Source organism: Chitinophaga sp. 30R24, from assembly GCF_049056765.1.
Lineage (GTDB): Bacteria > Bacteroidota > Bacteroidia > Chitinophagales > Chitinophagaceae > Chitinophaga.
The window spans coordinates 1175115-1200414 of the sequence record NZ_JBJGXX010000001.1 but is presented as its reverse complement, the minus strand read 5'-3'; the positions used below and the strand labels follow the sequence as shown (position 1 = coordinate 1200414).

22 protein-coding genes are annotated in these 25300 nt (G+C 45.4%); 6 read left to right on the top strand and 16 right to left on the bottom strand.

Features of this window, described 5'->3' with window-relative positions; all coding sequences use genetic code 11:
• Window positions 1-9: 9 nt before the first annotated feature.
• The 3 genes from ACDQ55_RS05020 to ACDQ55_RS05010 are packed head-to-tail and all read right to left on the bottom strand — an operon-like array spanning window position 10 to window position 3102.
• A complete protein-coding gene (locus ACDQ55_RS05020; RefSeq protein ID WP_420980074.1) occupies window positions 10-1134 on the bottom strand; it encodes an ABC transporter permease in 1125 nt (374 codons plus the stop codon).
• A gap of 18 nt (window positions 1135-1152) precedes the next feature.
• Window positions 1153-2295 carry a glycosyltransferase gene (locus ACDQ55_RS05015; RefSeq protein WP_420980073.1) on the bottom strand — a complete coding sequence of 381 codons (1143 nt, stop codon included), beginning with the start codon at window positions 2293-2295 and terminating at the stop codon, window positions 1153-1155.
• Window positions 2296-2301: 6 nt separating this feature from the next.
• Window positions 2302-3102 carry an alpha/beta hydrolase gene (locus ACDQ55_RS05010; protein ID WP_420980072.1) on the bottom strand — a complete coding sequence of 267 codons (801 nt, stop codon included), beginning with the start codon at window positions 3100-3102 and terminating at the stop codon, window positions 2302-2304.
• A 160-nt stretch (window positions 3103-3262) separates the two neighbouring features.
• Here ACDQ55_RS05010 and ACDQ55_RS05005 point away from each other — a divergent pair, with 160 nt between their 5' ends.
• Window positions 3263-5056 (top strand): acyl-CoA dehydrogenase family protein, encoded by a 1794-nt coding sequence (locus tag ACDQ55_RS05005; RefSeq protein WP_420980071.1) that lies wholly within the window; start codon window positions 3263-3265, stop codon window positions 5054-5056.
• Window positions 5057-5177: 121 nt separating this feature from the next.
• On the top strand, window positions 5178-6929 hold the full coding sequence (locus ACDQ55_RS05000) for an N-acetylmuramoyl-L-alanine amidase (RefSeq protein ID WP_420980070.1): 1752 nt from the start codon (window positions 5178-5180) through the stop codon (window positions 6927-6929).
• A gap of 55 nt (window positions 6930-6984) precedes the next feature.
• On the opposite strand, the gene ACDQ55_RS04995 is transcribed toward ACDQ55_RS05000, so the two are convergent.
• Window positions 6985-9198, bottom strand: a complete 2214-nt coding sequence (locus ACDQ55_RS04995; protein ID WP_420980069.1) for a transferrin receptor-like dimerization domain-containing protein — start codon at window positions 9196-9198, stop codon at window positions 6985-6987.
• A 195-nt stretch (window positions 9199-9393) separates the two neighbouring features.
• Between ACDQ55_RS04995 and ACDQ55_RS04990 the strand changes: the two genes are divergently transcribed.
• Complete coding sequence (locus ACDQ55_RS04990; protein ID WP_420980068.1) at window positions 9394-9738, top strand: carboxymuconolactone decarboxylase family protein; 345 nt, start codon at window positions 9394-9396, stop codon at window positions 9736-9738.
• A gap of 142 nt (window positions 9739-9880) precedes the next feature.
• A complete protein-coding gene (locus ACDQ55_RS04985) occupies window positions 9881-10918 on the top strand; it encodes a 2-oxoacid:ferredoxin oxidoreductase subunit beta (protein ID WP_420980066.1) in 1038 nt (345 codons plus the stop codon).
• Window positions 10919-10988: 70 nt separating this feature from the next.
• On the opposite strand, the gene ACDQ55_RS04980 is transcribed toward ACDQ55_RS04985, so the two are convergent.
• Both ACDQ55_RS04980 and ACDQ55_RS04975 read right to left on the bottom strand, forming a co-directional pair.
• Window positions 10989-11627 (bottom strand): LysE family translocator, encoded by a 639-nt coding sequence (locus ACDQ55_RS04980; protein WP_420980065.1) that lies wholly within the window; start codon window positions 11625-11627, stop codon window positions 10989-10991.
• A 35-nt stretch (window positions 11628-11662) separates the two neighbouring features.
• Window positions 11663-13201: a GH3 family domain-containing protein gene (locus ACDQ55_RS04975; protein ID WP_420980064.1), complete on the bottom strand. Its 1539-nt coding sequence runs from the start codon at window positions 13199-13201 to the stop codon at window positions 11663-11665.
• Between the two features lie 180 nt (window positions 13202-13381).
• Here ACDQ55_RS04975 and ACDQ55_RS04970 point away from each other — a divergent pair, with 180 nt between their 5' ends.
• Window positions 13382-14152, top strand: a complete 771-nt coding sequence (locus ACDQ55_RS04970; RefSeq protein ID WP_420980063.1) for an inositol monophosphatase family protein — start codon at window positions 13382-13384, stop codon at window positions 14150-14152.
• Window positions 14153-14164: 12 nt separating this feature from the next.
• Complete coding sequence (thiL, locus tag ACDQ55_RS04965; protein ID WP_420980062.1) at window positions 14165-15199, top strand: thiamine-phosphate kinase; 1035 nt, start codon at window positions 14165-14167, stop codon at window positions 15197-15199.
• Between the two features lie 79 nt (window positions 15200-15278).
• On the opposite strand, the gene ACDQ55_RS04960 is transcribed toward thiL, so the two are convergent.
• The 10 genes from ACDQ55_RS04960 to ACDQ55_RS04915 all read right to left on the bottom strand — a co-directional run bounded on the left by ACDQ55_RS04960 (window position 15279) and on the right by ACDQ55_RS04915 (window position 25228).
• Window positions 15279-16955, bottom strand: a complete 1677-nt coding sequence (locus tag ACDQ55_RS04960) for an ArnT family glycosyltransferase (protein ID WP_420980061.1) — start codon at window positions 16953-16955, stop codon at window positions 15279-15281.
• Window positions 16956-16987: 32 nt separating this feature from the next.
• Entirely contained in the window at window positions 16988-17719 is a 732-nt protein-coding gene (nagA, locus tag ACDQ55_RS04955; protein WP_420980060.1) for an N-acetylglucosamine-6-phosphate deacetylase, read from the bottom strand.
• Window positions 17713-18084 (bottom strand): hypothetical protein, encoded by a 372-nt coding sequence (locus tag ACDQ55_RS04950; RefSeq protein WP_420980058.1) that lies wholly within the window; start codon window positions 18082-18084, stop codon window positions 17713-17715. Before ACDQ55_RS04950 ends, nagA begins: the two co-directional genes overlap by 7 nt.
• A gap of 54 nt (window positions 18085-18138) precedes the next feature.
• Window positions 18139-18543, bottom strand: a complete 405-nt coding sequence (locus tag ACDQ55_RS04945; RefSeq protein ID WP_420980057.1) for a VOC family protein — start codon at window positions 18541-18543, stop codon at window positions 18139-18141.
• Window positions 18544-18555: 12 nt separating this feature from the next.
• Window positions 18556-19353, bottom strand: a complete 798-nt coding sequence (locus tag ACDQ55_RS04940) for an amidohydrolase (protein ID WP_420980056.1) — start codon at window positions 19351-19353, stop codon at window positions 18556-18558.
• Window positions 19354-19419: 66 nt separating this feature from the next.
• Complete coding sequence (locus ACDQ55_RS04935; RefSeq protein ID WP_420980055.1) at window positions 19420-19878, bottom strand: regulatory protein RecX; 459 nt, start codon at window positions 19876-19878, stop codon at window positions 19420-19422.
• 36 nt (window positions 19879-19914) lie between these two features.
• The gene (locus tag ACDQ55_RS04930) at window positions 19915-22245 is read right to left on the bottom strand and encodes an ATP-dependent helicase (RefSeq protein WP_420980053.1); all 2331 of its coding nucleotides are present in this window, start codon (window positions 22243-22245) and stop codon (window positions 19915-19917) included.
• Window positions 22246-22408: 163 nt separating this feature from the next.
• Window positions 22409-23482: a fatty acid desaturase family protein gene (locus tag ACDQ55_RS04925; protein ID WP_420980051.1), complete on the bottom strand. Its 1074-nt coding sequence runs from the start codon at window positions 23480-23482 to the stop codon at window positions 22409-22411.
• 407 nt (window positions 23483-23889) lie between these two features.
• Window positions 23890-24390, bottom strand: a complete 501-nt coding sequence (locus ACDQ55_RS04920) for an RNA polymerase sigma factor (RefSeq protein ID WP_079471211.1) — start codon at window positions 24388-24390, stop codon at window positions 23890-23892.
• A 286-nt stretch (window positions 24391-24676) separates the two neighbouring features.
• A complete protein-coding gene (locus ACDQ55_RS04915) occupies window positions 24677-25228 on the bottom strand; it encodes an HdeD family acid-resistance protein (protein WP_420980049.1) in 552 nt (183 codons plus the stop codon).
• Between the last annotated feature and the right edge of the window lie 72 nt (window positions 25229-25300).

Sequence of the window (25300 nt, the reverse complement as noted above, 5' to 3'; positions counted from 1 at the left end):
ATATATAAATCAAATTTTACTTCTTACATCCAGCGCATCCCGCAATCCGTTCCCCAATAAATTGAAAGCCAGTACCAACAACATAATGGCAATACCTGGGGCTAATGCCAATAATGGATTGTGGGTAATGATGAAATTATAATTTTCCTTAATCATGAGCCCCCAGGAAGGTTGGGGCGGCTGCACGCCCACTCCCAGGAAACTTAACCCGGCCTCTATTACAATCGCGGTGGCAAAATTGCCGGCGGCTACCACCATTACCGGGCCCATGATGTTGGGTAAAATATGTTTCACTATAATACGGGCATGCCCGTAACCCAGTGCCCGTGCGGCCTCCACAAACTCCAGTTCACGGATGGCCATTACCTGCCCCCTGATAATACGGGCCACACCTACCCACATGGTAAGGCCTACAGCGATAAATACTTGCCAAAACCCTTTACCCAGCGCTAGCGTAAGGGCAAATACCAGCAACAGGGTGGGCATAGACCAAACTACGTTTACCCACCACATCACCAGATAATCTGCACGTCCCCTGAAATAACCCGCTACCGCGCCCAACGCCACACCAATGCTCAGAGAGATCATCACAGCAATGCATCCCACTCCCAGGCTTACCCGGGTACCTATAAGCAGGCGGCTCAGGATATCGCGGCCAAATTTATCTGTACCTAACCAATAAGTTTGCGTGAAAATACGGGCGCCAACAATGTTTTCCTGAAGGCGATTTACTTCCAGCGGATGTGCAGGCGATTTGCCATACCAAACGGTTGTAAGGGGGTATGCTTCTTCCCTACTGGTGGATTCATCTACATACCGTTGCACCACCAACATAGTGTCGCGGAAATGCCAGGAACGCAAAGGTATCCAGGTCATTTCCGACTCCTGTCCATGCAAGAAAAATTGGAAAAAAGAACCACGGGGAACAGTACGGCCATTTTTCATGGCCAGCATCGTAACGCGGAAGCCTGGGTGCTGCCCTTCTATTTCCAGCACCATCCGGTTGGCATCCGGTGTATGGTCGGGCGCTATGAAGTAGGCCGCCATGGCCACTACTGCCGCTACTACAATAACCAGTAAACCGGCCACTGCACCCTTGTTCCGTAACAATCGTTTCCAGGAAGATGATTGCATAAATGATCGGGAAGCATTTTAGTTCACCCGGCGGCCTTTCCATTGATAACTGCCAAACTTACCCAGCCAACCGGCAACAACAATATAAGGAATATGGAATAACTGCCCCGGAATAAACCACAGCAACAGCTCCGTTTTATGGAAGAACCGCGCCACCGGCAACAGAAAATATAATTCCAGCGTAACCTTAAACAATAATACGATCAGGAACCAGGGCGCCCAATCAGGCAGGAACAACACACTAATTCCCATTGCCAACATGGCTGCATTAAAGAGATATACCAGCAACAACACCCAGGTAAGGCGCTTGTCTTCGTACTTATCCGCTTTGGAAGACCAACGGATACGCTGGTTCATAAAGTCCTTCAACGTATCTACTGCCAGGGTACGCACAACTACGTCTTCACATTTCAGGTACTTTACTTTATCCGGATAAGCATTGTAAATTTTATACATCAGCAACATATCATCGCCGGAGGCGATATTATCGATACCTGCAAAACCACCTACATCATGAAAGGCCTGCTTTTCGTATGCCAGGTTAGCGCCATTGCACATGGTGCCGGAGGCCAGTTGAGCCACCGCACCGGTAATGCCTTGCATAGTCATAAAATCCAGCGACTGCAACCTTTTAAAAAAATTATGTTCTTTATAAAAACTCACCGGCGCTGCAATGAATTTTGGCTGATGATGTTCATAGTATTGTACAATTGTTTCTATCCAGCGGGGGCCCATCACACAATCTGCATCCGTAGTAACGATCAACTGCCCCTTGGCCTGAGAAATGGCTATTTCAATCGCTTTTTTCTTGTAAGAATTTAACCGCTCCTGCTCATTGAGATACTCTTTTAATGCCAGCAGCCGAACATTCTCTGCCGGAAAGCGGCAAACTATGGCAGCAGTATCATCTGTAGAAAAATCATCGATCACGATCACTTCCAATAAACCAGGGTCATAGGTTTGCCGTTCCAAAGCTTCCAGTAACGCAGGCAAATTACTGGCTTCATCCCTGGCTGGGATAATAACAGTAACGGGCGTACGACCAGGGTGTGGGTGCGCTACAGAAAAATCTTTCAGCCGTTTCCAGCCAAGACTATACCATAGCATTAATATACCATAGCCTAAAGCCAGTACAACCAATATGATAATAAAAAACTGCATCCGGGTTTATAAATTTGATTTAATAACAACGCCCAGTTGTGTTGATATCAACTGGTGCCCTTTCTCCAATATTACTATCTTACAGGGAAAAGAGCCATCGGCAAAACGGGTACCCAATACAGGAGGAATAACACGGTCGTACTTCCCGAATACCAGAAGTGTTAAAACGTTATATTGAGATAATAATTGTTTCACCCGTTTTTTATCAGGCATCATGCGACGCAGGTTTGTCCATACGTTATACACCAGCTCCCGTTTATATGTTTCATTCATCCGGTTCAGCGCAAATTTATAAATGCTCTGGTTCAGCCATCCTAGCGACTTCCCGGTATTTAACAAGGTAAAGAACAACCTGGGATGATAAGTATTGTATTTAAACAACTGGTTACCCAACCTGGTTTGCGTAACAAACAGATGCCAGGGATTATTCTTCAGGCCATCTCCGGCCACCATGATCAGATGATCCATATGGTTGGCCATCAGTTCTACCAGGCATAAAGCCAAACGTCCGCCCATGCTGTAACCCAGCAGTGAAAAACGCTCCTGTCCTTGTTGCGCCAATACCAACCGTACCACTGCCGCCAAGTCTTCTTTTTCAAATGCCCGCTGTTCCTGCCAGATAGTATCACCATGCAAGGGCATGTCCAAAGACACGAGGGTAAACAAATCTCCTAGTGTGTCGGACAATGGATGAAAACTCACTGCCCGCTCGCCGAAACCATGTAAACAGATCAGCAATGCTTTACCCTTACCCTCACAGGTACCATGAAAGCGGCTATTCAAATATGACAAATAAAAATCAGACATATAGGCGGACAATGATAGTGAATTAACTTTAGAATGGAAAGTTACAACCGTAAGTCGTTGTAACTGTGATTTTAACGTTTCTTTATTCTTTCCTCTTCTCCCTGCGCCCCAGCTTTCTGCTTTTTTCAGTAAATTACAGAACTACCAAAAATTCAGTAACATGGACGCAACAGTAGATCATAAAACTGCGTTGAAAGGCGCAGAATTCCTGGTAAAGGAAAGCACTCCTGAGGAAGTGTTTACTCCCGAAGATTTTTCGGAAGAACAACTGATGATTAAAGATATGGCCGATCAGTTCATCAGTAAGGAGATAACGCCTATTGTAGAGCGAATAGATAAACAGGAAGAAGGCCTCATGCAATCGCTGCTGGAAAAAGCAGGAGAACAAGGACTGTTAGGGGCTTCTTTTCCGGAAGAATATGGAGGATTAGGAAAGGATTTTGTAACAGCCACCATCATCAATGAAGGCCTGGGCGCCGGTCACTCATTTTCTGTAGCCATGGCTGCCCACACGGGAATCGGTTCTTTGCCGATCCTTTATTTTGGTACCGAAGAGCAAAAACAAAAGTATATACCCAAACTGGCCACCGGCGAAATGAAAGGCGCTTACGCCCTTACCGAACCAGATTCCGGATCAGATGCCCTGGGCGCCAAAACTACCGCCAAACTAGTAGAAGATGGCAAGTACTACTTACTGAACGGACAAAAGAGCTGGATCACCAATTCCGGTTTTGCAGATGTTTTTACCGTATTTGCTAAAATAGATGGAGACAAGTTCACCGCCTTCATTGTAGATAAAGGTACCCCCGGCTTCACCCTGGGCCAGGAAGAACATAAAATGGGTATCAAAGGCTCCTCTACCCGCCAGATCTATTTCCAGGATGCTAAAATCCCTGCGGAAAACGTGTTAGGCGAAATTGGAAAGGGCCACCTGATCGCTTTTAATATCCTGAACATCGGTCGTTTAAAACTTTGCGCCGCTGCATTGGGCGCTTCCAAAAAGTGTATTAATACCTCCGTTCAATATGCCAATGCCCGTGTACAGTTTAAGCAGCCCATCGCCAACTTTGGCGCTATTAAGCATAAACTGGCGGAAATGGCAATACGCACATGGACTTCAGAAGCAGCCCTGTTCCGTACCGCCCAGCTCATCGACGATAAGGAAAAAGAATTACTGGCAGCTGGCCAACCTTTTAATGAAGCCTTACTAGGCGCTGCAGAAGAATATGCAGTGGAATGCGCCATCCTGAAAGTAAATGGCTCCGAAGTACTCGACTTCGTGGTGGATGAAGGCGTGCAAATACACGGCGGTAACGGTTTTAGCGACGAATACATCATCTCAAAAGCCTACCGTGATTCCCGTATCAACCGCATCTTTGAAGGCACCAACGAAATTAACCGCCTGCTCACGCTAGACATGACCTTAAAACGTGCAATGAAAGGCAGACTGGATCTGATGAACCCAGCCATGAACGTCATGAAGGAACTGATGGATATCCCCAGCTTTGGCGACGATGACGATAGCAGCTTCAGTAAAGAAAAGCAACTGATCTCCAACTTCAAAAAAGCTATCCTGATGACAGCTGGCGCTGCTGCACAGAAACTCATGGTAAAATTGGAAAACGAACAGGAAATCCTTATGGATATTGCTGACATGGCCATTGAAACTTACCTGGCCGAAAGCGCCCTGCTACGCCTCATGAAGCTGACCAGCCACCAGGGCGAAGATGCCGCCTCCATCCAGGCAAACATTGTACGCACCTTCCTCTACGACGCGGCAGACCGTATCAATAAATCAGGTAAAGATGCCATAAACGGCTTTGCTGAAGGCGACGAACAACGCATGATGCTGCTAGGCCTCAAACGGTTTACCAAAGCTGAACCTTTTAATGCAAAAGAAGCCCGCAGAAACATCGCGGACAAACTAATTGCAGATAATAAGTACAGCCTTTAAATAACTTTTTGCATCCAACCTTTACTAATTAAAGGTTGGATGCTTCATTTTTCTACCGGTTTGTTTCCTATTCCCTTCACCTGCTTATCTTTACATTCTTTCAGGATATTGATGACAGGTTATGATGCTATCAGCAAAGTTTTTACTTCAGATTTTAATAGCGGTTTGTATCCCCTTATTTGCTGCCAGCCAGGCTACACTGCGAATCAGCCAGCCTTCCCGGGAACAAAATAATGTAAGCAGCGCCAAACAGTTCATCGCCGGCCGTACTTGCACAGGCTGTATGGTGACTATCAACAACGATAGCGTACACGTATATACGACAGGGACGTTTGCCGCTAAATTTGAACTCAGCAACGGAAAAAACACCTTCTCTGTAACAGCCGCCACACCTAACGGAGAAACCACTACGAAAAATATCACTTACTATTACAATCCACCTCCGGCACCTGCCGCCACCAGCGCTTTCCGGATCGATTTCATGGAAATAACGCCCTCCGGCAACCTGTTGCTTTCGGAAGGGGACACCCTGCGTATAAGAATGAAGGGATATCCTGGCGTAACCGCCACCTGGCTCAACAACATAGTATTAAAAGAAATACCCGCTTCCCAAACAGGCGGCGTGCCAGGCTATTACAGTGGTATGTATGTGATAAAAGCCGCCGACTCGCTGCTAAATGGCAAAATCACCGCCCACTTGCACCGGCCTAACGGGGAAACCACTACGCTCGTCAGCCCCTATCATTATAGTGTAATGCACAACGAGATTCCCTTTACCGGGCGCGCCATAGACAACATGACCTATTTAACTTCCAGTCCCCGTGGCGACCGCCTCGGGCCCAATAAAATCGGCTACCTGGACAAAGGCGTATTACTGCATATTGTAGGTAAACAAGATGACTATTATAAAGTAAAGCTATCTTCCAAAACGAATGCCTTTATTCCGGAACCGCTGGTAGACACGGAAATTCCACAGGAAGAACTACCCGTAAGCATCGCTGATGATGCCAAAATATGGGGCGACGAACAAGCCGATTACATTTCCGTTGCTTTATCCGATAAACTACCTTACACTTCCACCCAGCTAGTAGCCGCCAAAAAAATTATGGTAGACATCCACGGCGTATACTCAGAAAAAGGACTGAGCACCCTGCTGCAAAATACCAAAGAGATCGCCTCCGTATCCTGGGGACAACCTGCTCCGGATGTATGCCGCATGGTGATTTCCTTAAAACATGCTCCCTGGGGCTACCAGATCTATTACGACAACCACCGTATAACGGTAAAGATTAAACGCGTTCCGGAAAAATTATCCCTTTCCCGTTTGGTGATCGGCATAGATCCCGGGCATGGAGGCAATAATCCGGGAGCCGCCGGCCTTACCGGCGCCGTAGAAAAAAATTATACCCTCCTGCTCTCCCTCCTATTGAAAACCATGTTGGAGAGGGAAGGCGCTACCGTTATTATGTCGCGCACTACCGAAAAATTTGTCGCCAATGAAGACCGGCTCTCCTTCTTCCGGCGGGCTAATCCGGATCTGTTATTAAGTATTCACCTGAATTCCTCTGTAAACCCGGTAGATGTATCGGGTACCGCTACCTATTATAAATGGCCCTTCTGCGAACCACTCTGCAGCGCTATCCACAAACGCCTGCTGGAAACAGGATTACAGGACTTCGGCAACAACCCCGACTTTAATTTTATACTAAATAACCCTACCGAGTTTCCGGACGCACTCATAGAAACCCTTTTTCTCAGTAATCCCGGAGATGAAGAAAAGTTGTTACAACCGGCTTTCCAGCAACTGCTGGTAGAAAAGATCATAGCCGGCCTGAAAGACTACTTACAGGAAGAAGCTGCTTCTGGCAAATAAATACAAAGCCCGTTGCAAAATGCAACGGGCTTTGTATTTATTTTTTTTCAATTTATCATCGACGCGCCACAGCATATAAATATGCCGACAACCGATTAATTGCTGTGGCTACCACAGTAATCTGTTCCTGCGCTTCCTGCCACCGCCGTTGCTCTATTGCTTCCCTAACTCCTGGGATCGTTTTTACACCGTAACCAGTGTAAAAGCCGGGAGCATAAAGCGTATGTTTATACCAGGAGCGGGCAGGCAATCCTTTATCATCCAACAACTGTTGCTCTGCCTGATACAAGGCTTTATTGAAAGCGGCAGTTGCCGGCCAACGGGAAACCGCTAGTACCAGTGTAACGGTATCCAGTCCTTGCACCGCATTTTGCAGGGCGGAGAAATCCAGATAAGGCACAGTTGATTTAAGCATCGGTGGCAATAAATGTTTTGCAGTATCGGTGGCTAACTGGTATTTATATTCTCTGATCAATTGATTTTCTATTGCTGTTGATTCCCGCATGGTGGCAGCCAGTTCTGTGAGCTCGTTTACATAACCGCTTACCGTTTCGTACAGCTTACGGAAATCGAATGGCAATGTGGTAGCATCAGCGATACGCAATACCGTATGGCCGGCCATTTTCGACAAAGCCACTCCATAATTAAATCCGGGATCTTTAAACCGGATATAGTCATCATAAGAATCATAGATAGAGTGATATTCACCACCAGCATCTTCTCCTCCAAAACCCAGGTCTAGCGATGGTACACCCAAATGTTGCAGAAAGGAAGAATAATCCGAGCCAGACCCCATAGCACCAATAGCCATCCCTGTTTTATTGAGGCGTTCCTTTTTCAGTTTGGGGGTAGTGGCTTTTAATACGTCTGCAGCCTGTTTGCGAGCCAGCAGGGTTACCTCTGTTTGGGGATCGGTAATATCCCTGGCTACTTCATTCACCAGTGTTTCCAGCGCATGGGAGCCACTGGCACTCAAAAAGCCACGGCCATTGTTATCTGAGTTGATATATACTACCGCTTTTTCTCTCAATTCAGCGGCATGGTCTTCTACCCACTCCGTAGAACCCAGCAGGCCTGGTTCTTCTCCATCCCAGGCGCAGTATACCAAGGTGCGGCGGGGCTGGTAACCCTGTTGGTGCAAGGCGCCAATGGCTTTGGCTTCTTCTAGCAGGGCAGCCAAGCCACTCACTGGATCTGCTGCACCGTTTACCCAGGCATCGTGGTGATTGCCACGGATCACCCATTCATCCGGCGCTTCACTGCCTTTCAGCCTGGCGATCACATTGTAGCAAGGCCTGATCTGCCAGTCGAACAACAATTTCAGATGCACTGTCCCTTTTCCACCACCGATATGATAGGTAAAAGGCAGCGCACCTCGCCAGTCTTCCGGCGCCACAGGGCCATCGAGCGCTTTCAGCAAAGGAGTAGCATCATGATAACTAATCGGCAATACGGGTATTTTGAGCAGATTGGGAGCTTGCAGGCGGTTTAACCGCTGGGCATCGGCAGTAGCCCCTTTGTTGGGCGTGAGCGGATCTCCGGGGTATATCACAATATCCATTACAGACCCCCTTTGCACTCCATATTCATTTTTAAAGGCGCCTTGGGGGTATACATCGCCATTATAATAACCATCATCCTTGGGATCAGAGTAAATAATACAGCCAACAGCGCCATGTTCCTGGGCTACTTTAGGCTTGCTGCCCCGCCAGGAACGGCCATACTTGGCTATAACTATTTTTCCTTTCACGCTGATGCCGGCACGATCGAGGTATTCATAATCTTCTGGTAATCCATAATTTACGTATATTAGCCCTGCCTCTACATCTCCATCGGCGCTCCAGGCGTTGTAGGTAGGCAGCTGCCCTTCCTCACCGGAAGTAGCGTCTTCTTTCAAGGCAGGTTCTTTTAACAGGGCTTTATAGGCAACAGGCGCCTTCAGTTCCAACACCCTTTCTTTAGGCGTGGGAAACAATACCTGGTAAGTAACAATTTCCGCGTCCCAACCATAACTTTGAAAACGCTGCAAGATATCTTCCGCCACAGCCTTGCCCCTGGCGGAACCAATATGATGCGGCTGCGAGGATAATGCTTTAATAGTTTCTCCAATGTGGGCGCTGCTCAATTGTTGATCGAAACGGGATTCCAGCTCCAGTTGGTTAACGGCGCTGCTGTCGGCATATCCCAACAATTTTTTCTCTTGTGCTTTACTGATGGCGCCTATGCATAGTAATAAGGCCAATAGCCGGGAAAAGAGGGTTGTTCTCATAAGTAATGTAGATCTTGTTTGATATTGGTGGGTAGATACAAGATAGCGAAAATAGAAATAACTTTTAGCTATGCGCCATAAATAGAGGTTATAGCCCTAATAGTCTACCTAAAAAGTAGATTAGTCTATATTTGTAAATCCTTTCATAGCTTTATTGCGTGAATTGAAAACTATAACAATATAAACCACAGTGATATGGGCAATGCGATTCAGGAGTTTAACGACTACCGTGCTAAAATGAATGAGGTTATACTGGGCAAACAAAATAAAGTGATCAACCGCTTGTTTAACCTGGATACCAACACCTATGCAGAAGGCGCTTTAAGCACAAAAACCAAGGAAATGCTGGGCCTGGTGGCGTCTATGGTATTACGCTGCGATGATTGTATCAAATACCATCTGGGAAAAGCCTTTGAACAGGGTGTTACTACAGCAGAAATGTATGAAATATTTGCTGTAGCCAATATTGTAGGTGGTACCATTGTTATTCCGCATACCCGCCGGGCGGCAGAATACTGGGAAGAGCTGCAGGCGCAATAATACGCCGTTCCCTTTACCGGAATTATGCTATTTTATCCCACCGCTGAGGTTAGTGGGAACTGCAGGCACAGACCTTATATTTACAGGGATCTGTTGTAACTTTACAGCAGCTATATCATAATATTATCATTAACTCATACAAATGTCAACAGCAACTATAGTTCCACCCGCAGCATTAACGGCAAAAGACTTTGCAACAGACCAGGAAGTACGCTGGTGCCCTGGTTGCGGTGACTACTCTATACTTAAACAGGTACAAACCATTATGCCTACGCTGGGCGTTCCCCGCGAAAATATTGTGATCATTTCCGGTATTGGCTGCTCGTCCCGCTTTCCATACTACATGAATACGTATGGCATGCACTCTATCCACGGCCGCGCTACCGCTATTGCTTCTGGCCTAAAGGCTGCCCGTCCGGAACTAAGCGTATGGATCGTAACCGGCGACGGTGACGGCTTGTCTATTGGAGGTAACCACACCATTCACCTGCTGCGCCGTAATTTTGATGTAAACATTATGCTGTTCAATAACCAGATCTATGGTTTAACCAAAGGACAGTATTCTCCTACCTCAGAAGAGAACAAGGTCACTAAATCTACCCCTATGGGTAGTATCGACCATCCGTTTAACCCAATGGCCCTGGCCTTGGGTGCAGACGCTACCTTCATTGCCCGCAGTATGGACCGTGATCCTAAACACCTGCAGGAAATGCTGAAACGAAGCCATGCGCACAAAGGTGCTTCCTTCCTGGAAATATACCAGAACTGTAACATCTTCAACGATGGCGCTTTTGAAGCTTTTACAGAAAAAGGCACCAAAGCAGAAGAAACCCTTTTTGTGGAGCACGGTAAACCATTTGTATTTGGCGCCCAGAAAAACAAAGGCGTCCGTTTGGACGGCTTAAAGCCCATAGTAGTGGAGCTGGGAAATGAATTTACAGAAAGCGACCTGTGGATACACGATGAAAATGACTTTTATAAGGCGCAACTGCTCACCCGCATGTTCGACGATCCCCGTATTGAAGGTCATCTACCCCGTCCTTTCGGCGTGTTTTACCAGGTATACCGCCCTACTTATGAAGAGATTATGTTGGCCCAATTAACAGAAGCGATAGCTAAAAAAGGTGAAGGCGACCTGGATAAGTTACTGGCTGGTAACGAAACCTGGACCATTAAATAAATAACGAAACTAAAAATAAAGGGCTAAATGAATAATCATTTAGCCCTTTATTTTTATAGCACATTGATAATCAATGCCCCAAGGCACCTACATCAAACAATACCTTATACAACAACACCACCCCAAAAATGATCATACTGGCCCCGGCAATGCGATTCAACCACTCTACATTGGTTAACGTAAGCTTATGGCGGATTTTATTAGACACAAACACTTTAAGGATATCTGCCGATAATACCATACTCAAACAAATGGTATACATGATAATACGGTGACCGACAGGAGTAGCGCTATTCGCTACACAAACACCTAACCAGAAAATGACCACTCCTGGATTCAGGGTGTTCATTAAAAAACCAGCCAGCCATATCTTCAGATAGTCATGCGTACGGAACATTTCGGGCTTCTCATCTCCCGTACTGATCCTCACTTTCTTAAACAACAATCCGTAAATGCCCATACCTATCAATAAACAGCCGCCTACTATACCTATATGTTTTTTATAATCTTCCAACCCGCTAATGAAAGAAGTAGCCAGGTTACCGATAAGTACAAACGCAATATCACTGAAAGACACGCCCAGTGCGAAACTGATGCCTGCCTTAAAGCCATTGTTAATGCTGTACTTTATAATGGCGAATATTACGGGGCCTACCGATAATGAAAGAAATAATCCAAGTCCCAGTCCCGCTACAATTGCTGCTATCATGCTTATAATTTCCGTGTCACAAGTACTACTTATACTTAATACTTAACGGTTTTGCCAGCCAGAAATTTTTCCCAATCCTTCAATTTCTCTCCCTTCATCACCCGTGGAAACTTGTTCATAGCCCCCTCCTTGCCTTTGCAACGGAGATAATCTATAAACATTTCATTTGGCAATATTTCTACAAATACTTCTTTCAATGCCGCAGAACGCTCTACCGCATAGTCGTCGTTCACCTCGCAAAGCGTTTGATCGATGATCTCCCGAACTTTTTCAGCATCCACCCCCGGCGTATCTGTGCCTACATACCAGCGGTGAGCAAACAGGTTTTGGTAAGGGAAACCCGCTACGGTAAACTCTCTGACAGTAATGCCTAATTTCTTTTGTACATTGTCAATGGCCTTGTTCATGTTGTCGATACTCATGTGTTCCCCACAAAGGCTCAGGAACTGTTTGGTACGGCCAACAATCACAATTTCATGCTCTTTTACAGAAGTAAACTTCACCACATCACCAATCAGGTAACGCCATGCGCCGGCACAGGTAGACAGCATCACCGCGTATTCCACATCTTCCACTACCTCATGCACCATGTAAGACTTAGGATTAGGCTTCACCTCTCCTTCGGTATCAAAGTTTTCTTCGTTAAAAGGTATGAATTCGAAGAAAATACCGGCATTTAACACCAGTTTGATCCCTTTAGTACCCGGACGGGCCTGGAAACCGAAAGACCCTTCTGAGGCCATATAGGTTTCAATGAACGCAATGGGCTTTCCGAGCAGCTTCTGGAAGCTGTCGCGATACGGCTCAAAGGACACACCTCCGTGTATATATACAGCCAAATTAGGCCATATTTCGTGTATATGCTTAACGCCGTGATATTTGATAATTTCTTCTAATACAATCTGTACCCACGCAGGCACTCCGCAAACGGTACCTACATCCCAATCTTTGGCCTTGCGCACAATGAGCTTGATACGCTGTTCCCAATTAGGCTTCCGGGAGATTTTCCCCCCAGGCTTATAGAAACGGCGAAACCAACGGGGAATATTCTTGGCCTGAATGCCACTCATATCGCCCTCATAATAATCGCCTTTCTCATACAAGGAAGTAGTACCCCCCAACATCAGAATGCCTTTTTCGAAAGAACGGGGTGGAATATTGAAATTAGCCATAGAATACAGCTGTTTCACACCCACTTTCTTCACCGTTTTCAACATCGCCCTGGTAACAGGGATGTGTTTACTGGCAGACTCCGAAGTACCAGAGCTCAATGCAAAATATTTGATCTTCTCAGGCCAGCTCACATTCGCTTCCCCTTCCAAACAGCGATACCACCATTCCTTGTGCATTTTAGTGTAATTATGCACCGGTACTTTCTCACGGTATTGTCCTATAAAGTTTGGACTATCCAGTATCTCCTGAAATTGGTAGTGGCGACCAAAGTCAGTCTCCTTAGCCTTTTCCAGTAAGCGGTGCAGCACCTGCAACTGGTATTGGCGCGGTGTACCTAATTTAAATGTGAACTTCTTCCTGATACGCAGTGACCTGGAAATAAGATTACCTATAATGGCCATTAACTTACCCTCTCTTTAATTGAACTACAAAAATAAGTGGAATATTGAATATAAGATGACTGAGAATTTCGAATTACAGGCTATGAGTTATCGATAAATCGTCTATACATATAAAATATCCCTAAGATGTAGGTTAGAAATCGCAATCTATAATTCGTAATTCATAATTACCTTTGCGGCATGCTAAAAACAACTTTACTCAAAGCTACTGAAGCCAGCGGAAAAATACTGCAACAATATTTCAATGGCCCTTTCGAGGTGAGCAGTAAAAGTACGGTAAACGACCTTGTAACAGAGGTGGATAAAAGGTCGGAAGCAGCCATCATAGCTATTATCCGGGAAACTTACCCAGATCATTTTATCCTGAGTGAAGAAGCAGGAGAAATAAAAACAAACTCCACAATAAAATGGATCATTGACCCTATAGACGGTACCGTGAACTACGCCAATGGTATTCCCATCTGCTGTGTATCCATAGGTGTGGAAAAAGACGGTGAAATGATACTGGGAGCGGTGTACAACCCTTTCATGAATGAACTGTTTGTAGCGGAAAAAGGCCAGGGCGCCACCCTGAATGGCCAACCCATTCACGTATCCAGGAAAACAGAAGTCGCCAAATCCTGCCTGGTAACCGGTTTCCCTTACCAATGGGAAGATATGCCCAATAACCCATTGCAGATGTTTGAACGGGTCATTAAAGCGGGCATACCTTTACGGCGCTTAGGTTCTGCCGCTATAGACCTCTGTTGGGTGGCCTGTGGCCGCTTCGACGGCTTTTATGAACACCACCTGCAGCCCTGGGACTCCGCTGCCGGCGCCCTTATCGTGGAAGAAGCAGGCGGCTTGGTAACCGACTTCTCCGGAAATAAATATACACCCTGGCAAAAACAGGTATTGGCTACTAACGGCCATATACATACTGCCTTACAAGAACTTGTTAACGCTAAATAAGCATTGGGAAAAATGGAACAAGAAAGAACTGAAATACAAGACCTGGGCGAATTTGGCCTGATAGACTATCTCACCCGGAATATAGAAATACAAAATGCCAGCACTGTATTGGGCGTAGGCGATGATGCTGCCGTGATAGACCACTTTGGCAAACAAACCGTGATCAGCACCGATATGCTGGTAGAAGGCATCCACTTCGACCTGATGTATACTCCCCTGAAACACCTGGGCTATAAATCAGTGGTAGTAAACCTTTCGGATATCTACGCTATGAATGCCACCCCTACACAGATCACTATCAGCATCGCCTTTTCTAACCGCTTCTCCCTGGAAGCGATGAACGAGTTCTATGAAGGCGTATATGCTGCTTGCGAAAAATATGGGGTAGACCTGGTGGGCGGTGATACCAGTAACTCACAAAAAGGATTTATCATTAGCGTTACCGCCATAGGCGAAGTAGCCCCCGACCAATTCGTAAAGAGATCTACCGCCCAAAAAGGCGACCTGCTCTGCGTAACCGGCGATCTGGGAGCAGCCTACCTGGGCCTTACCCTGCTTGAAAGAGAAAAAAAGATCTTCCTCGAAAGCCCGGATATAAAACCGGATCTGGAAAATCAAACCTATATTATCGGCCGCCAGCTAAAGCCGGAAGCCCGTAAAGATATCATCGAATTCCTGCAGCAGGAAGATATTGTACCTACCGCAATGATGGACGTAAGCGATGGCCTCAGCTCTGAAATATTGCACATCGCCAAACAAAGCAACCTGGGCGTAGTATTGTATGAAGAAAAGATACCAATTGCACAGGAAAGCCGGGAAATAGCCATGAAATTTGGCCTGGACCCTACCGCAGCTGCATTGAGCGGCGGAGAAGACTATGAACTGCTGTTCACTATGAAACAGCAAGACTACGATAAAATTGTACTCAACGAACAAATCAGCGTGATCGGCTACATGACCGATATCGCTGATGGCGCCCATATCCTTACTAAAGGAGGCAACAAATTTAAACTAGTAGCCCAGGGCTGGAACGCTTTCCAACAGTAAGAACTCACGATATGCAAAAATGGCTGGCCCCTAACCTGGCCAGCCATTTTTTATTGAACCTCCCTTCATAAAGGACAGCTTATTCTACTATCAATGGAATTAACCGGCTATTATGGGTAGGTGGCAACACTCCGGCAAATACAGAAAATTTAAGGTGGTATTTTCCTGGCTTATCTGGCATCACCACTTCCAGGTTGGTTAGCTGGCGCTGTACCGCTGCTTCCAATGTAATAGCGGTTTTCACCGGCGGAAACAACTCCCCTTCAGCCAAGATGCCATACCCCAATACAGATGCAGTATTCCGGTCCCAAGAGATAGGCTGATGGTAATTATTATCTACCTGTAACATCACATTTACATGCGCACCACGCTTTGCCCTAATCACTCTTAAAGCAGGCTTTAATTGTATCAGCGAATATGAATAGTACTGCGGCATAAGGTAATAATCCCAGGTGCCACGCACCGTTTTCAGGCTATCTGTAACCGGCATATCCAGCCCCGGATCAAATACTACCATCACCGGCCGGCCCCATAACCGGGTTTCTGTATCCCAGAAATTATATTGGCTTCTCCGGGAGTACCAGGTATTAAGACTATAAGACAATTGGCCTGTATAGAACATATACTTGGAAGGCTCCTGGTAACTGTTAATAAATACTACAGGCCTCCCCTGGGCGCGGGCAGCTATCTGGGAAGTCCATTCACGATTGTGGTGGATCTCAGGCCTTATTTTTACCCCTGGCATAAAATCCCAGATCATGTACACCCTGGCAGCCAGTACCAACAGTAAGGTTAATGGCAATGTATACAACCACCACCGCTGCGACCAACCTTTCCGCACAATTGCCTGATGAGCCAGTATCACTACCGGAGTAAACAACATCACCGTCCAATTGGCCTCTACCCTACCTTTAAAAGTACTGAGAAGGAAAAAAGCCAGCACACCTACAACACAATATTTCAATGCCCGCTCAAATGAATTTTGCACAGGACTGCGGAAAGCATAGTACAATATCAGCCAACCCAGTAAAGGACCAAATAAAAGCAATTGCCCGGCAAGGTAATCCAGCGAAAAACTGATTTGATAGGCAGATGCGTTCCGCTCTATCAGATGGTATTGCAAGGAAGGAAAACCATGTGTATACTGCCAGTAAATATGCGGAAAAAATAACAACGTGGTGATAATACAAGCGATATAGAACTTGAAAACCTTCAGTAGGTTAATATTGGATAACAAAGTAAAAAATACCAGCAGTACACCGTGATATTTACTGTAAAACATCAATGCCATGGCAACACCCAACAGCAAAGTATTTTTCCAGTTTTGCTCTTGAAGGAAATTACGGTATACCCAGAAGTATACAGCAGCAAAGAATATGAGCGGCACATCCGGCACCGCCAATATACCACCAATCTGCATGGCGCCCATGGCGCCTATAATGAGGTAAAAAAGCTTATTATCTTTCGAGGCAATCAACCTGGCCGTGATCCATAAGGTAAGTGTATTGATAATCACGATCAGCAAACGTACGCCCAACTCATTATGAAAAATGCCGTATCCCGTTTTGATCAACAGTGCTATCATGGGCGGATGATCAAAATACCCCCAGTCGAGATGACGGGAATATACCCAGTAATAAGCTTCATCGTCCCATAGCTCAGAGAAGCCAGCCTGTATAAGACCCAATACCAGCCAGGTAAACAGGAACAAATTTTTATACCGGTCTTTTTTAAAAAAACGAGTCAATGCACTCATGTTGCTTTATTAATGCTACGAAGATAGGGCTATTAACAGTATACTATTGTATTCCAGTTGGAGCGAATCGCTACCAGCGAGGCATCGTATCCTACTGCAATCCTTCCAAGCGACTGTTCCCGGCCTATCGCCCGTGCAGGATACAGGGAGGCCATACGCAAAGCCTCTTCCAGCGGAACACCTACTTGTTCCACACAATTATGCACTGCATTTACCATAGTCAGGCAAGAACCTGAGAGCACGCCAGTAGCATTCACATAGCGGTCTTTTTCCCGGAAATATACATAAGCGCCATCCTTACTTTCCTCTACCGCGTCTGTGATCAGGAACAAACGGTCCTGCATGATCTTTTTACTGATACGCACTGCGGCAAAATCTACGTGCACGCCATCTGCTACAATGCTGGCCATTACCTGCGGATGGTCATATACCGCGCCTACCAGGCCTGGGGCACGGCTTTCTAGCGGCGACATGGCATTAAAAAGGTGGGTAGCGTGCCGGATACCATTATCAAAAAACGTATAGGCCTGGGAGTAAGTGGCATTGCTATGCCCGGCAAACACCGTAATACCCGCTGCCTGTAATTGCCTTACCAGTTCAGGACTACAGCATTCCGGAGCCAAAGTCATGATTTTCACCACGCCACCGCCGTTTTCAAGTATCCAGTTAATATCTTCCTGTGTAGGCGGATGGATATACTGCTCCAGATGAGCGCCTTTTTTTACAGGATTTATAAAAGGGCCTTCCAGATGCAACCCTAACACACCCTCTCCCCCTGCTCCCAATAGGCGCGCACGGCTTGCATAGCAGCCAACACCACTTCGGGCGCCGAAGTAGGTACAGTAGGCATTATCCAGGCAGCGCCACCTGCTTTACTGTAAGCTACTGTGGCGGCAAGGGAAGTAATAGACGGATGCTGGAAAAACACGTGGCCATTGCCACCATAAATCTGCAGATCTATAAATGCCGGTGCCAGCAGCGCCCCACCCATATCTGTTTCATGACCATCGGAGGTCCATTCCGATACTGGCACAATACCGGTGATCTTTCCCTGCCAGGTACTTAATACATGATCATCTAATATTTCTTCTCCTGTAAATATCCTGGCATTAATGTAGTGCGCTAACATAAACTGCTGTCTTTAATAAGAGATGATGCTATTGGGAACCATCCGAAAACATGACTACACCTGAGTGGAAATCATTACTTCGTAAAGTTCCAGGGGCAACCCGTCTGGGTCCGCAAAAAAGGTAAATCGTTGTTGGGTGTGCGGATCAACGCGCAAGGGTTCCGTTGTTACGCCTTTCTGCAGCAGCTGTTGTACAGCCGCTTCAATATCGCTAACGGCAAAAGCCAGATGACGTAGCCCACAGGCTTCCGGACGACTTACCCTCGGCGGGGGATCAGGAAAAGAAAACAATTCAATGATATATTGGTTGCCCAGTGCGAGATCCAGTTTCCAGGAATCGCGTTCTTCGCGATATATTTCACGTATTATCTGCAGACCCAGCACATCGGTGTAAAAAGCTTTGCTACGGGCATAATCAGCGCAGATTACAGCGATGTGATGAACAGCCTGTAATAACATAAGTAGGTTGTTTTAAGAAAGGATGGTAAATGCATCAGCATCTTTCAGAAAAGGAATATTTTTCCTTACCTCATCCAGGTGCTCACGCTGAAGGGTATACGTAAAAATATCTTCATCATGCGATTTACGGTAGATGATCTCTCCCATAGGATCAATCAGGCTGGTTTCTCCGCTGTGATAAATATTGTTGCCATCATTGCCAACACGGTTAACACCAATAGCAAAAGACTGATTTTCAATTGCGCGGGCCTGCAACAGGGTAGTCCAGGCCGTTTTACGTCTTTCCGGCCAGTTAGCCACATATACCAACACATCGTAAGCCGGTTCCTGGGTATCTGGCTGTATGGTATTGCGCGCCCAAACCGGGAAACGCATATCATAACAGATATTGAGATTTATTTTCCAACCTTTTACCTGAGCGATCAAACGTTTGTGGCCAGGCTGGTAATGATTGTTTTCTCCTGCGTAACCAAACAAATGTCGTTTATCGTAGGTGCCATAAGTACCATTAGGTAACATCCAGATAAGGCGGTTCAGGTATTCGCCATTTTCTTCTATGATGAGACTGCCCGTAATAATAATATTTTTCTCCGCGGCCTTCTGCTTCATCCACCTTACAGCACTGCCATCCATGGTTTCTGCCAGGCGTTCGGGCTGCATGCTGAAGCCGGTGCTGAACATCTCTGGTAAAAAAACTACTTCCATTTTTTCTTTGATGCTGTTGATCTTCTCATCAAACATGCGCAAATTGGCGGCTTTATCTTCCCAGTGCAATTGCGACTGTATAAGCGTTACTTTCAGATCTGACATTGGTTGGTAATTATATCTACAAAATTACGGCCTGACCGGTTAAAAACTTTTAAAATTATTGCCTGCTCAGGCTTCATTATTTGCGATTTGTTCAAGCGCATCGTTGATCAAATCCGGTTCATATCCCCGCTGTAGCAGGTATTGCATGGTTTTATACTTCCGTTTGATAGCTGGTTCCCGCTGCAGCAACGCATATTTCTTTTCTGTAAGCTTATAGAGCACAGCAGCATAGTCGTCTTCATCTATTTCGGCCAACCCTTTCTTAATGCAATAAGCAGATACCTGGCGTTGTTTTAGTTCCATCAGTATTTTCTTCCGGCCCCATTGTTTGATACGGAATTTCCCTCCGGCAAAGGCTTTGGCAAATCGTTCTTCATTAAGAAAATTTTCCGCTATCAGTTCCGCAAGGGCCTCCTCTACCTCGTTGCCCCGCAATCCAAGCTCAAAACATTTATATTTTGTTTCCTGATGGCTTCTCTCCTGGTAAGCGCAAAACTGGCGGAGCTTTAACATAGCTGTTTCCATGGAATCGATGTTGGCTACTGGTGTAGCTAATAGTATTTATCTTACTATCCGCAATTTGGCGTAATTGAGCATAATTTTCTTCTCGCCCCCACCTTTCGGGAACACGATGGTAGCAATTCTGTTATTGGGTGCACCTTCCATACCGGTAATAGTACCAAAGCCAAATTTCTGGTGCTCTACCTCCATGCCAGGTTGCATACCTGCCGGATCATCCGGGGTAAAGTTGGCAGAAGGCACATGTGAAGTAGCTGCTGTAAACGTAGGCTTAGGAGCTGATTGCTTTGCCATAGGCTGTTGTTGGGCCGGCGCTTTTTTCTGCATCCGGTCAAACATGTTGTTGCTATTGCTCCAACCGTTGGTACTGCCGCCACCAAAAGCATTGCGCACACTGCCACCACCAGCATAACTACGGTCGATGAATTTTTCCGGCATTTCCTCCAGAAAGCGACTAGGCTCATTCTGCACCAGGTTACCGAAACGATAACGGCTATTGGCGTAAGTAAGCCACAAACGGGTTTTTGCACGGGTGATAGCAACATAGAACAGCCGTCTTTCCTCTTCCAGTTCTTCCCGGGTATTGATAGACATTCCACTGGGGAACAGGGTTTCTTCCAGCCCTACGGTAAATACCACCGGAAACTCCAATCCTTTCGCCGCATGGATGGTCATCAGCTTTACCACATCACTGTTTTCATCGTTACCCTGATCGGCATCGGTGAGCAGAGTGATCTGCTGCAGGTAGGAGCCCATGCTTTTATCCAGTAACTCTCCTTCTTCGTCGGGAGTTTCAGTAAACTCTTTGATAGAGTTCAATAATTCCTGCACGTTCTCATAACGGGCAAGACCCTCCGTAGTTTTATCGTTAAACAGCTCTTTTACAATATTGGTAGACTTACCCACTGTTACAGCCACATCATAGGCATTCTGGGCAGTGAGTAATGCCTGAAAGCTCTTGATCATTACCACAAAAGCCTCAATAGCTTCCACAGTACCTCCTTTAAAACCAAATTCCCGGGCTCTTTCCAGCACTTCCCACATGGTGATATTGTGTTCGTTACTCAGTACAATGGTTTTTTCTATGGTAGTTTTACCGATGCCACGTACCGGATAATTGACGATCCTTTTCAGGCTCTCTTCATCCCGGGTGTTCATTACCACACGGAGGTAGGCCACAAAATCTTTGATCTCCTTGCGCTGGTAGAACGACAGGCCACCGAAAATGCGATAAGGAATGGCTTTACGGCGAAGGCTTTCCTCGAAAGAGCGGCTTTGGGCGTTAGTACGGTAAAGAATCACGAAATCGCGATTGTCGTAATGGTTACGCAATTTCTGTTCAGCAATAGTATCCGCTACAAACTTCCCTTCTTCATTATCCGTCATAGTACGCACCAGCTTAATGGTGTCGCCCTCGGTATTATCTGTCCACAGATTTTTTTCGATCTGTCCTTTATTATGGGCAATTACTTCATTGGCCACATTCAGGATGGATTTGGTACTGCGATAATTCTGTTCCAGCTTCACTACTTTCACATCATCATAATCTTTCTCAAACTGGAGGATGTTTTCTATAGTAGCGCCACGGAAAGAGTAAATACTTTGCGCATCATCTCCCACCACACAAATATTTTCATGAACAGCGCCCAGCAGTTTGATGATCTCATACTGAGCCGGATTGGTATCCTGGTACTCATCGATCATTATGTATTTGAACTTATGCTGGTATTTATGCAGTACTTCCGGGAATGTTTTGAGCAATACGTACATTTTAAACAGGAGATCATCGAAATCCATGGCGCCATTTTTAAAAGTGCGCTTGGCGTACATATCATAGATTTTCCCGATAAGGGGCCTGTTCGCGCGCATGTCTTCCTGCTGTACAAGACTATCTAGCTGATAAGCTTCTGGGCCCATCAGGCTGTTTTTGGCAGCGGAAATGCGGTTGTATACAAAAGTAGGTTTATAGTGTTTATCGTCCAGATTCAGTTCATTGATGATTGTTTTGATCACGCTTTTAGCGTCGTCTGTATCATAAATGGTGAAATCATTGGGATAACCAAGCCGGTAGGCTTCTGCACGGAGCAGCCTGGCAAATACGGAGTGAAAGGTGCCAATGTAGAGGTTACGGGCTTCACTGCTGCCAAGTATCCTTTCCACACGTTCTTTCATTTCCCGGGCAGCCTTGTTGGTAAAGGTCAGAGACAAAATATTAAACGCATCCACACCATTGCGCATCAGGTGCGCAATACGGGTGGTCAGCACCTTGGTTTTTCCCGAACCGGCGCCTGCTACAATCATCAAGGGGCCATTGATATGTATTACTGCTTCCCGCTGTTGTTCGTTAAGCTCGTCTAAGTAGTTTGCCTTCATCACGACTGTTTATAATAAAATTTATATATAGAAAGATGTAGTATTTAAGAAGGGTGTAAAAGTACGAAAAAGGAGGGAAGGATGGAAACATAGGGTCTTGTCTTAATCAAAATAGAACGGCGCGCCTATGCTATCATAGGCGCGCCGCTTTGTTCACAAAAGTTTAGTGGGGTTTTACTCCTAACGTCTTCATAAAACGAAAATGCGAAGCTACCGCTCCCTGCATTGTAGGGATTGAATTATATACCAAACCATGCTCTATACATTTGGCTTCCACTATCTTACTTAACGCAGGATAATGAACGTGGCTAATACGCGGAAAAAGATGGTGTTCCACCTGGTAATTCAGTCCACCAGCGAACCATGAAATCAGCTTATGCCCGGGAGCAAAGTTGGAAGTTGTTTTGATTTGATGTATAGCCCATTCATTTTCAATCACTTTAGCATCATCCCCTACCACTTCAAATTGGGTTTCTTCCACTACATGGGCTAATTGGAATACGATACCCAATGTAAAGCCCATAATCACATGCATTACAGCAAAGCCAATCGCCCAAGCTTGCCAACCCATCAGTACAACTGGCAGTACTATGTAAAAAAGTACATATAGCAATTTGCTTACCCAGAACGTTACATGGTCTGATAGCTTCATAGACTGAAGAGGCGTTCTATATACCTTGCGACTCAAATATTTTGTAAAATCCATGATAAAGATCCAGGCAAAAGACGATATCGCATATACAGCCACCACATAGATATGCTGTAAGCGATGCATAGGTACCCATTTTTGAGAACCGCATTGTCTCATCAGCGGACTCTTAGCAATATCATCATCCAAACCGTCTACATTAGTATAAGTATGATGTATAATATTATGTTTCTGTTTCCAAATAAAAGCATTACCACCAAGTGCATTAAGGGTGAGCCCTAAAGTATCGTTGACCTGACTACGGGAAGAATAACTACCATGGCAGGCGTCGTGCATCACATTAAATCCTATACAGGCCAATACAAAGCCAAGCACTGCGCATAGGCTAATGGAAAGAGCTGCCGGCATAGGGATCAGCAATACAGAAAGATAAAGGGTAATAGCAGCAGGAATCAGGACCACTGTTTTAAGGTATAATTCCCAATTCCCTGTTTTAGGAATGTTGTTAATACTAAAATACTCCTCCACAGCAGACTTAAGGGCAGGGAAAAAGAGTGCATTCTTGTTGTTAAAAGTAACTTTTGGCATAGATAGATAAGAATTATTAAGCGACTACAGGCAGTAGCAGAAATTTCTGAAGCAATAAATAATAGTGCTAATTAACGGTTTAAAAACCAGTAATACTATTTTCAGGGACTACAAAACGTTTATTTAACAAAGAATTGTGCCTTAGGGACAAAAGCAATATAACAGCCAAGCGGGCTGGAATCTGGAAGTTGGCAGCTAGCAACAGGAGTCTGCAAACAAGCGTACAGCAAGTGCACTGCTTACTTATAAGGATCAAGACAGCTATGCCGTGGAGCGTATCATCGACAATCTTAAGCTCACTACCGGGTGTTCATAGTACTTTTAGCAACAGCTGACAATGGTCTTTGCTGAGGGTTTGCAGACTTCTGCTATCCAAAAGTCTGATTAGTGTATTCAGATATGATCCATCAATGCCGGGTGATGCGTGTTTTCAACATTTTACGTGCAAAGTGGATGCGGCTTTTTACGGTTCCTAAAGGTTCATTGAGAATAGCGGCGATCTCATAGTATTTATATCCTTCAAAATATAACAGAAACGGTTGTTTAAAGATAACAGGGAGGTTATAAACAGCCATTTGTACATCTTTAACCCGCAGGTCCGATTCTGCAAAGTTCCCGATAGCAGAGGGTTGATGGCTCAACAAATAATCACCAACAGCATTATCCAATAAACGGTATTGCCGGTTACCACGACGATAGTTATTAATGAAGATATTTCTCATGATGGTATACAACCAGGCCCGGATATTAGTGCCTGCAAGGTATTTATCACGATTAGACAATGCCCTGAACAGCGTTTCCTGGTAAAGGTCTTTAGCTGATTCTGAGTCTTTAGTTAAAGTAACAGCGTAAGGGCGCAGAAAATCTGCATTTCCAAGTAACAAATTATTGAATTCGGTGGATGACATAACGGTTAACTTTAAATTATTCATAAAATAACCATGGCAGCGGCCTGTAAGGTGCTGGGAGAAGAAAACTTAGACAGTAATGGTAAAACACCGGATTCTCCGCCGGCGAGTACTGTCGGCACCTGCAGCGCTTATTGATACAGGGAGGTATCAACACCCTGAAAAGCAGCAGCAACAGGTGCCTTAGTCAGGTGTAACGGTAATCATTAGGAATAGTTTTTAGTTAAAGAATAAGCTTGCATATGGGGTACTTTAAAAATAGTAAACAGGGTACCGGATCTTTCGTCTAAGCTATCGTTCTAGGCCTGCTATGTCTACGTAGTCTCACGGATAGTATTATCAAAAATAAACCGGTGAATATGGCGTAAATACCAAATATCCAGGTAAGTGTTACTGCGGGGGCAACGGGGTTTGCGGCTAAAAGAGTTCCAAACAAGATCGTCAGCAAACCTCCTAAAATATACCAACCTTCACCAGTAACAACCCTTCGCAATCGGATAGCAATGATCAGTTCCAATAAACCAGCTATCAAAGCCCAGCATGCTATCAGATAAATCAACGCAGCACCTGTTGCAAAGGGATTATAAAATGTGAGGATACCTAATATAATGCCGAAGATGGCTGAAAAGAGAAAAACACTCCAGTTTTCGCTTGTTTTCCGGGCCGCTATAACACCAATGACAGCCAAAATACCTGCTATAAAAAGATAAGTCCCGAAGAAAACAATCAAAGTAGTAAAAGTAGCTTCCGGCCACCCTACCGCTAAAATGCCTAATACCAAAGCAAAAATTCCTCTCAACAAAAAAATCCACCAATAAGCATTATAAAAACCGTGCATGCATTCTCTATTTTATTTTAGATTTCACCATGAGCATAGCAGGTATACCAAATTGCGTGCAGTGAGCATTTC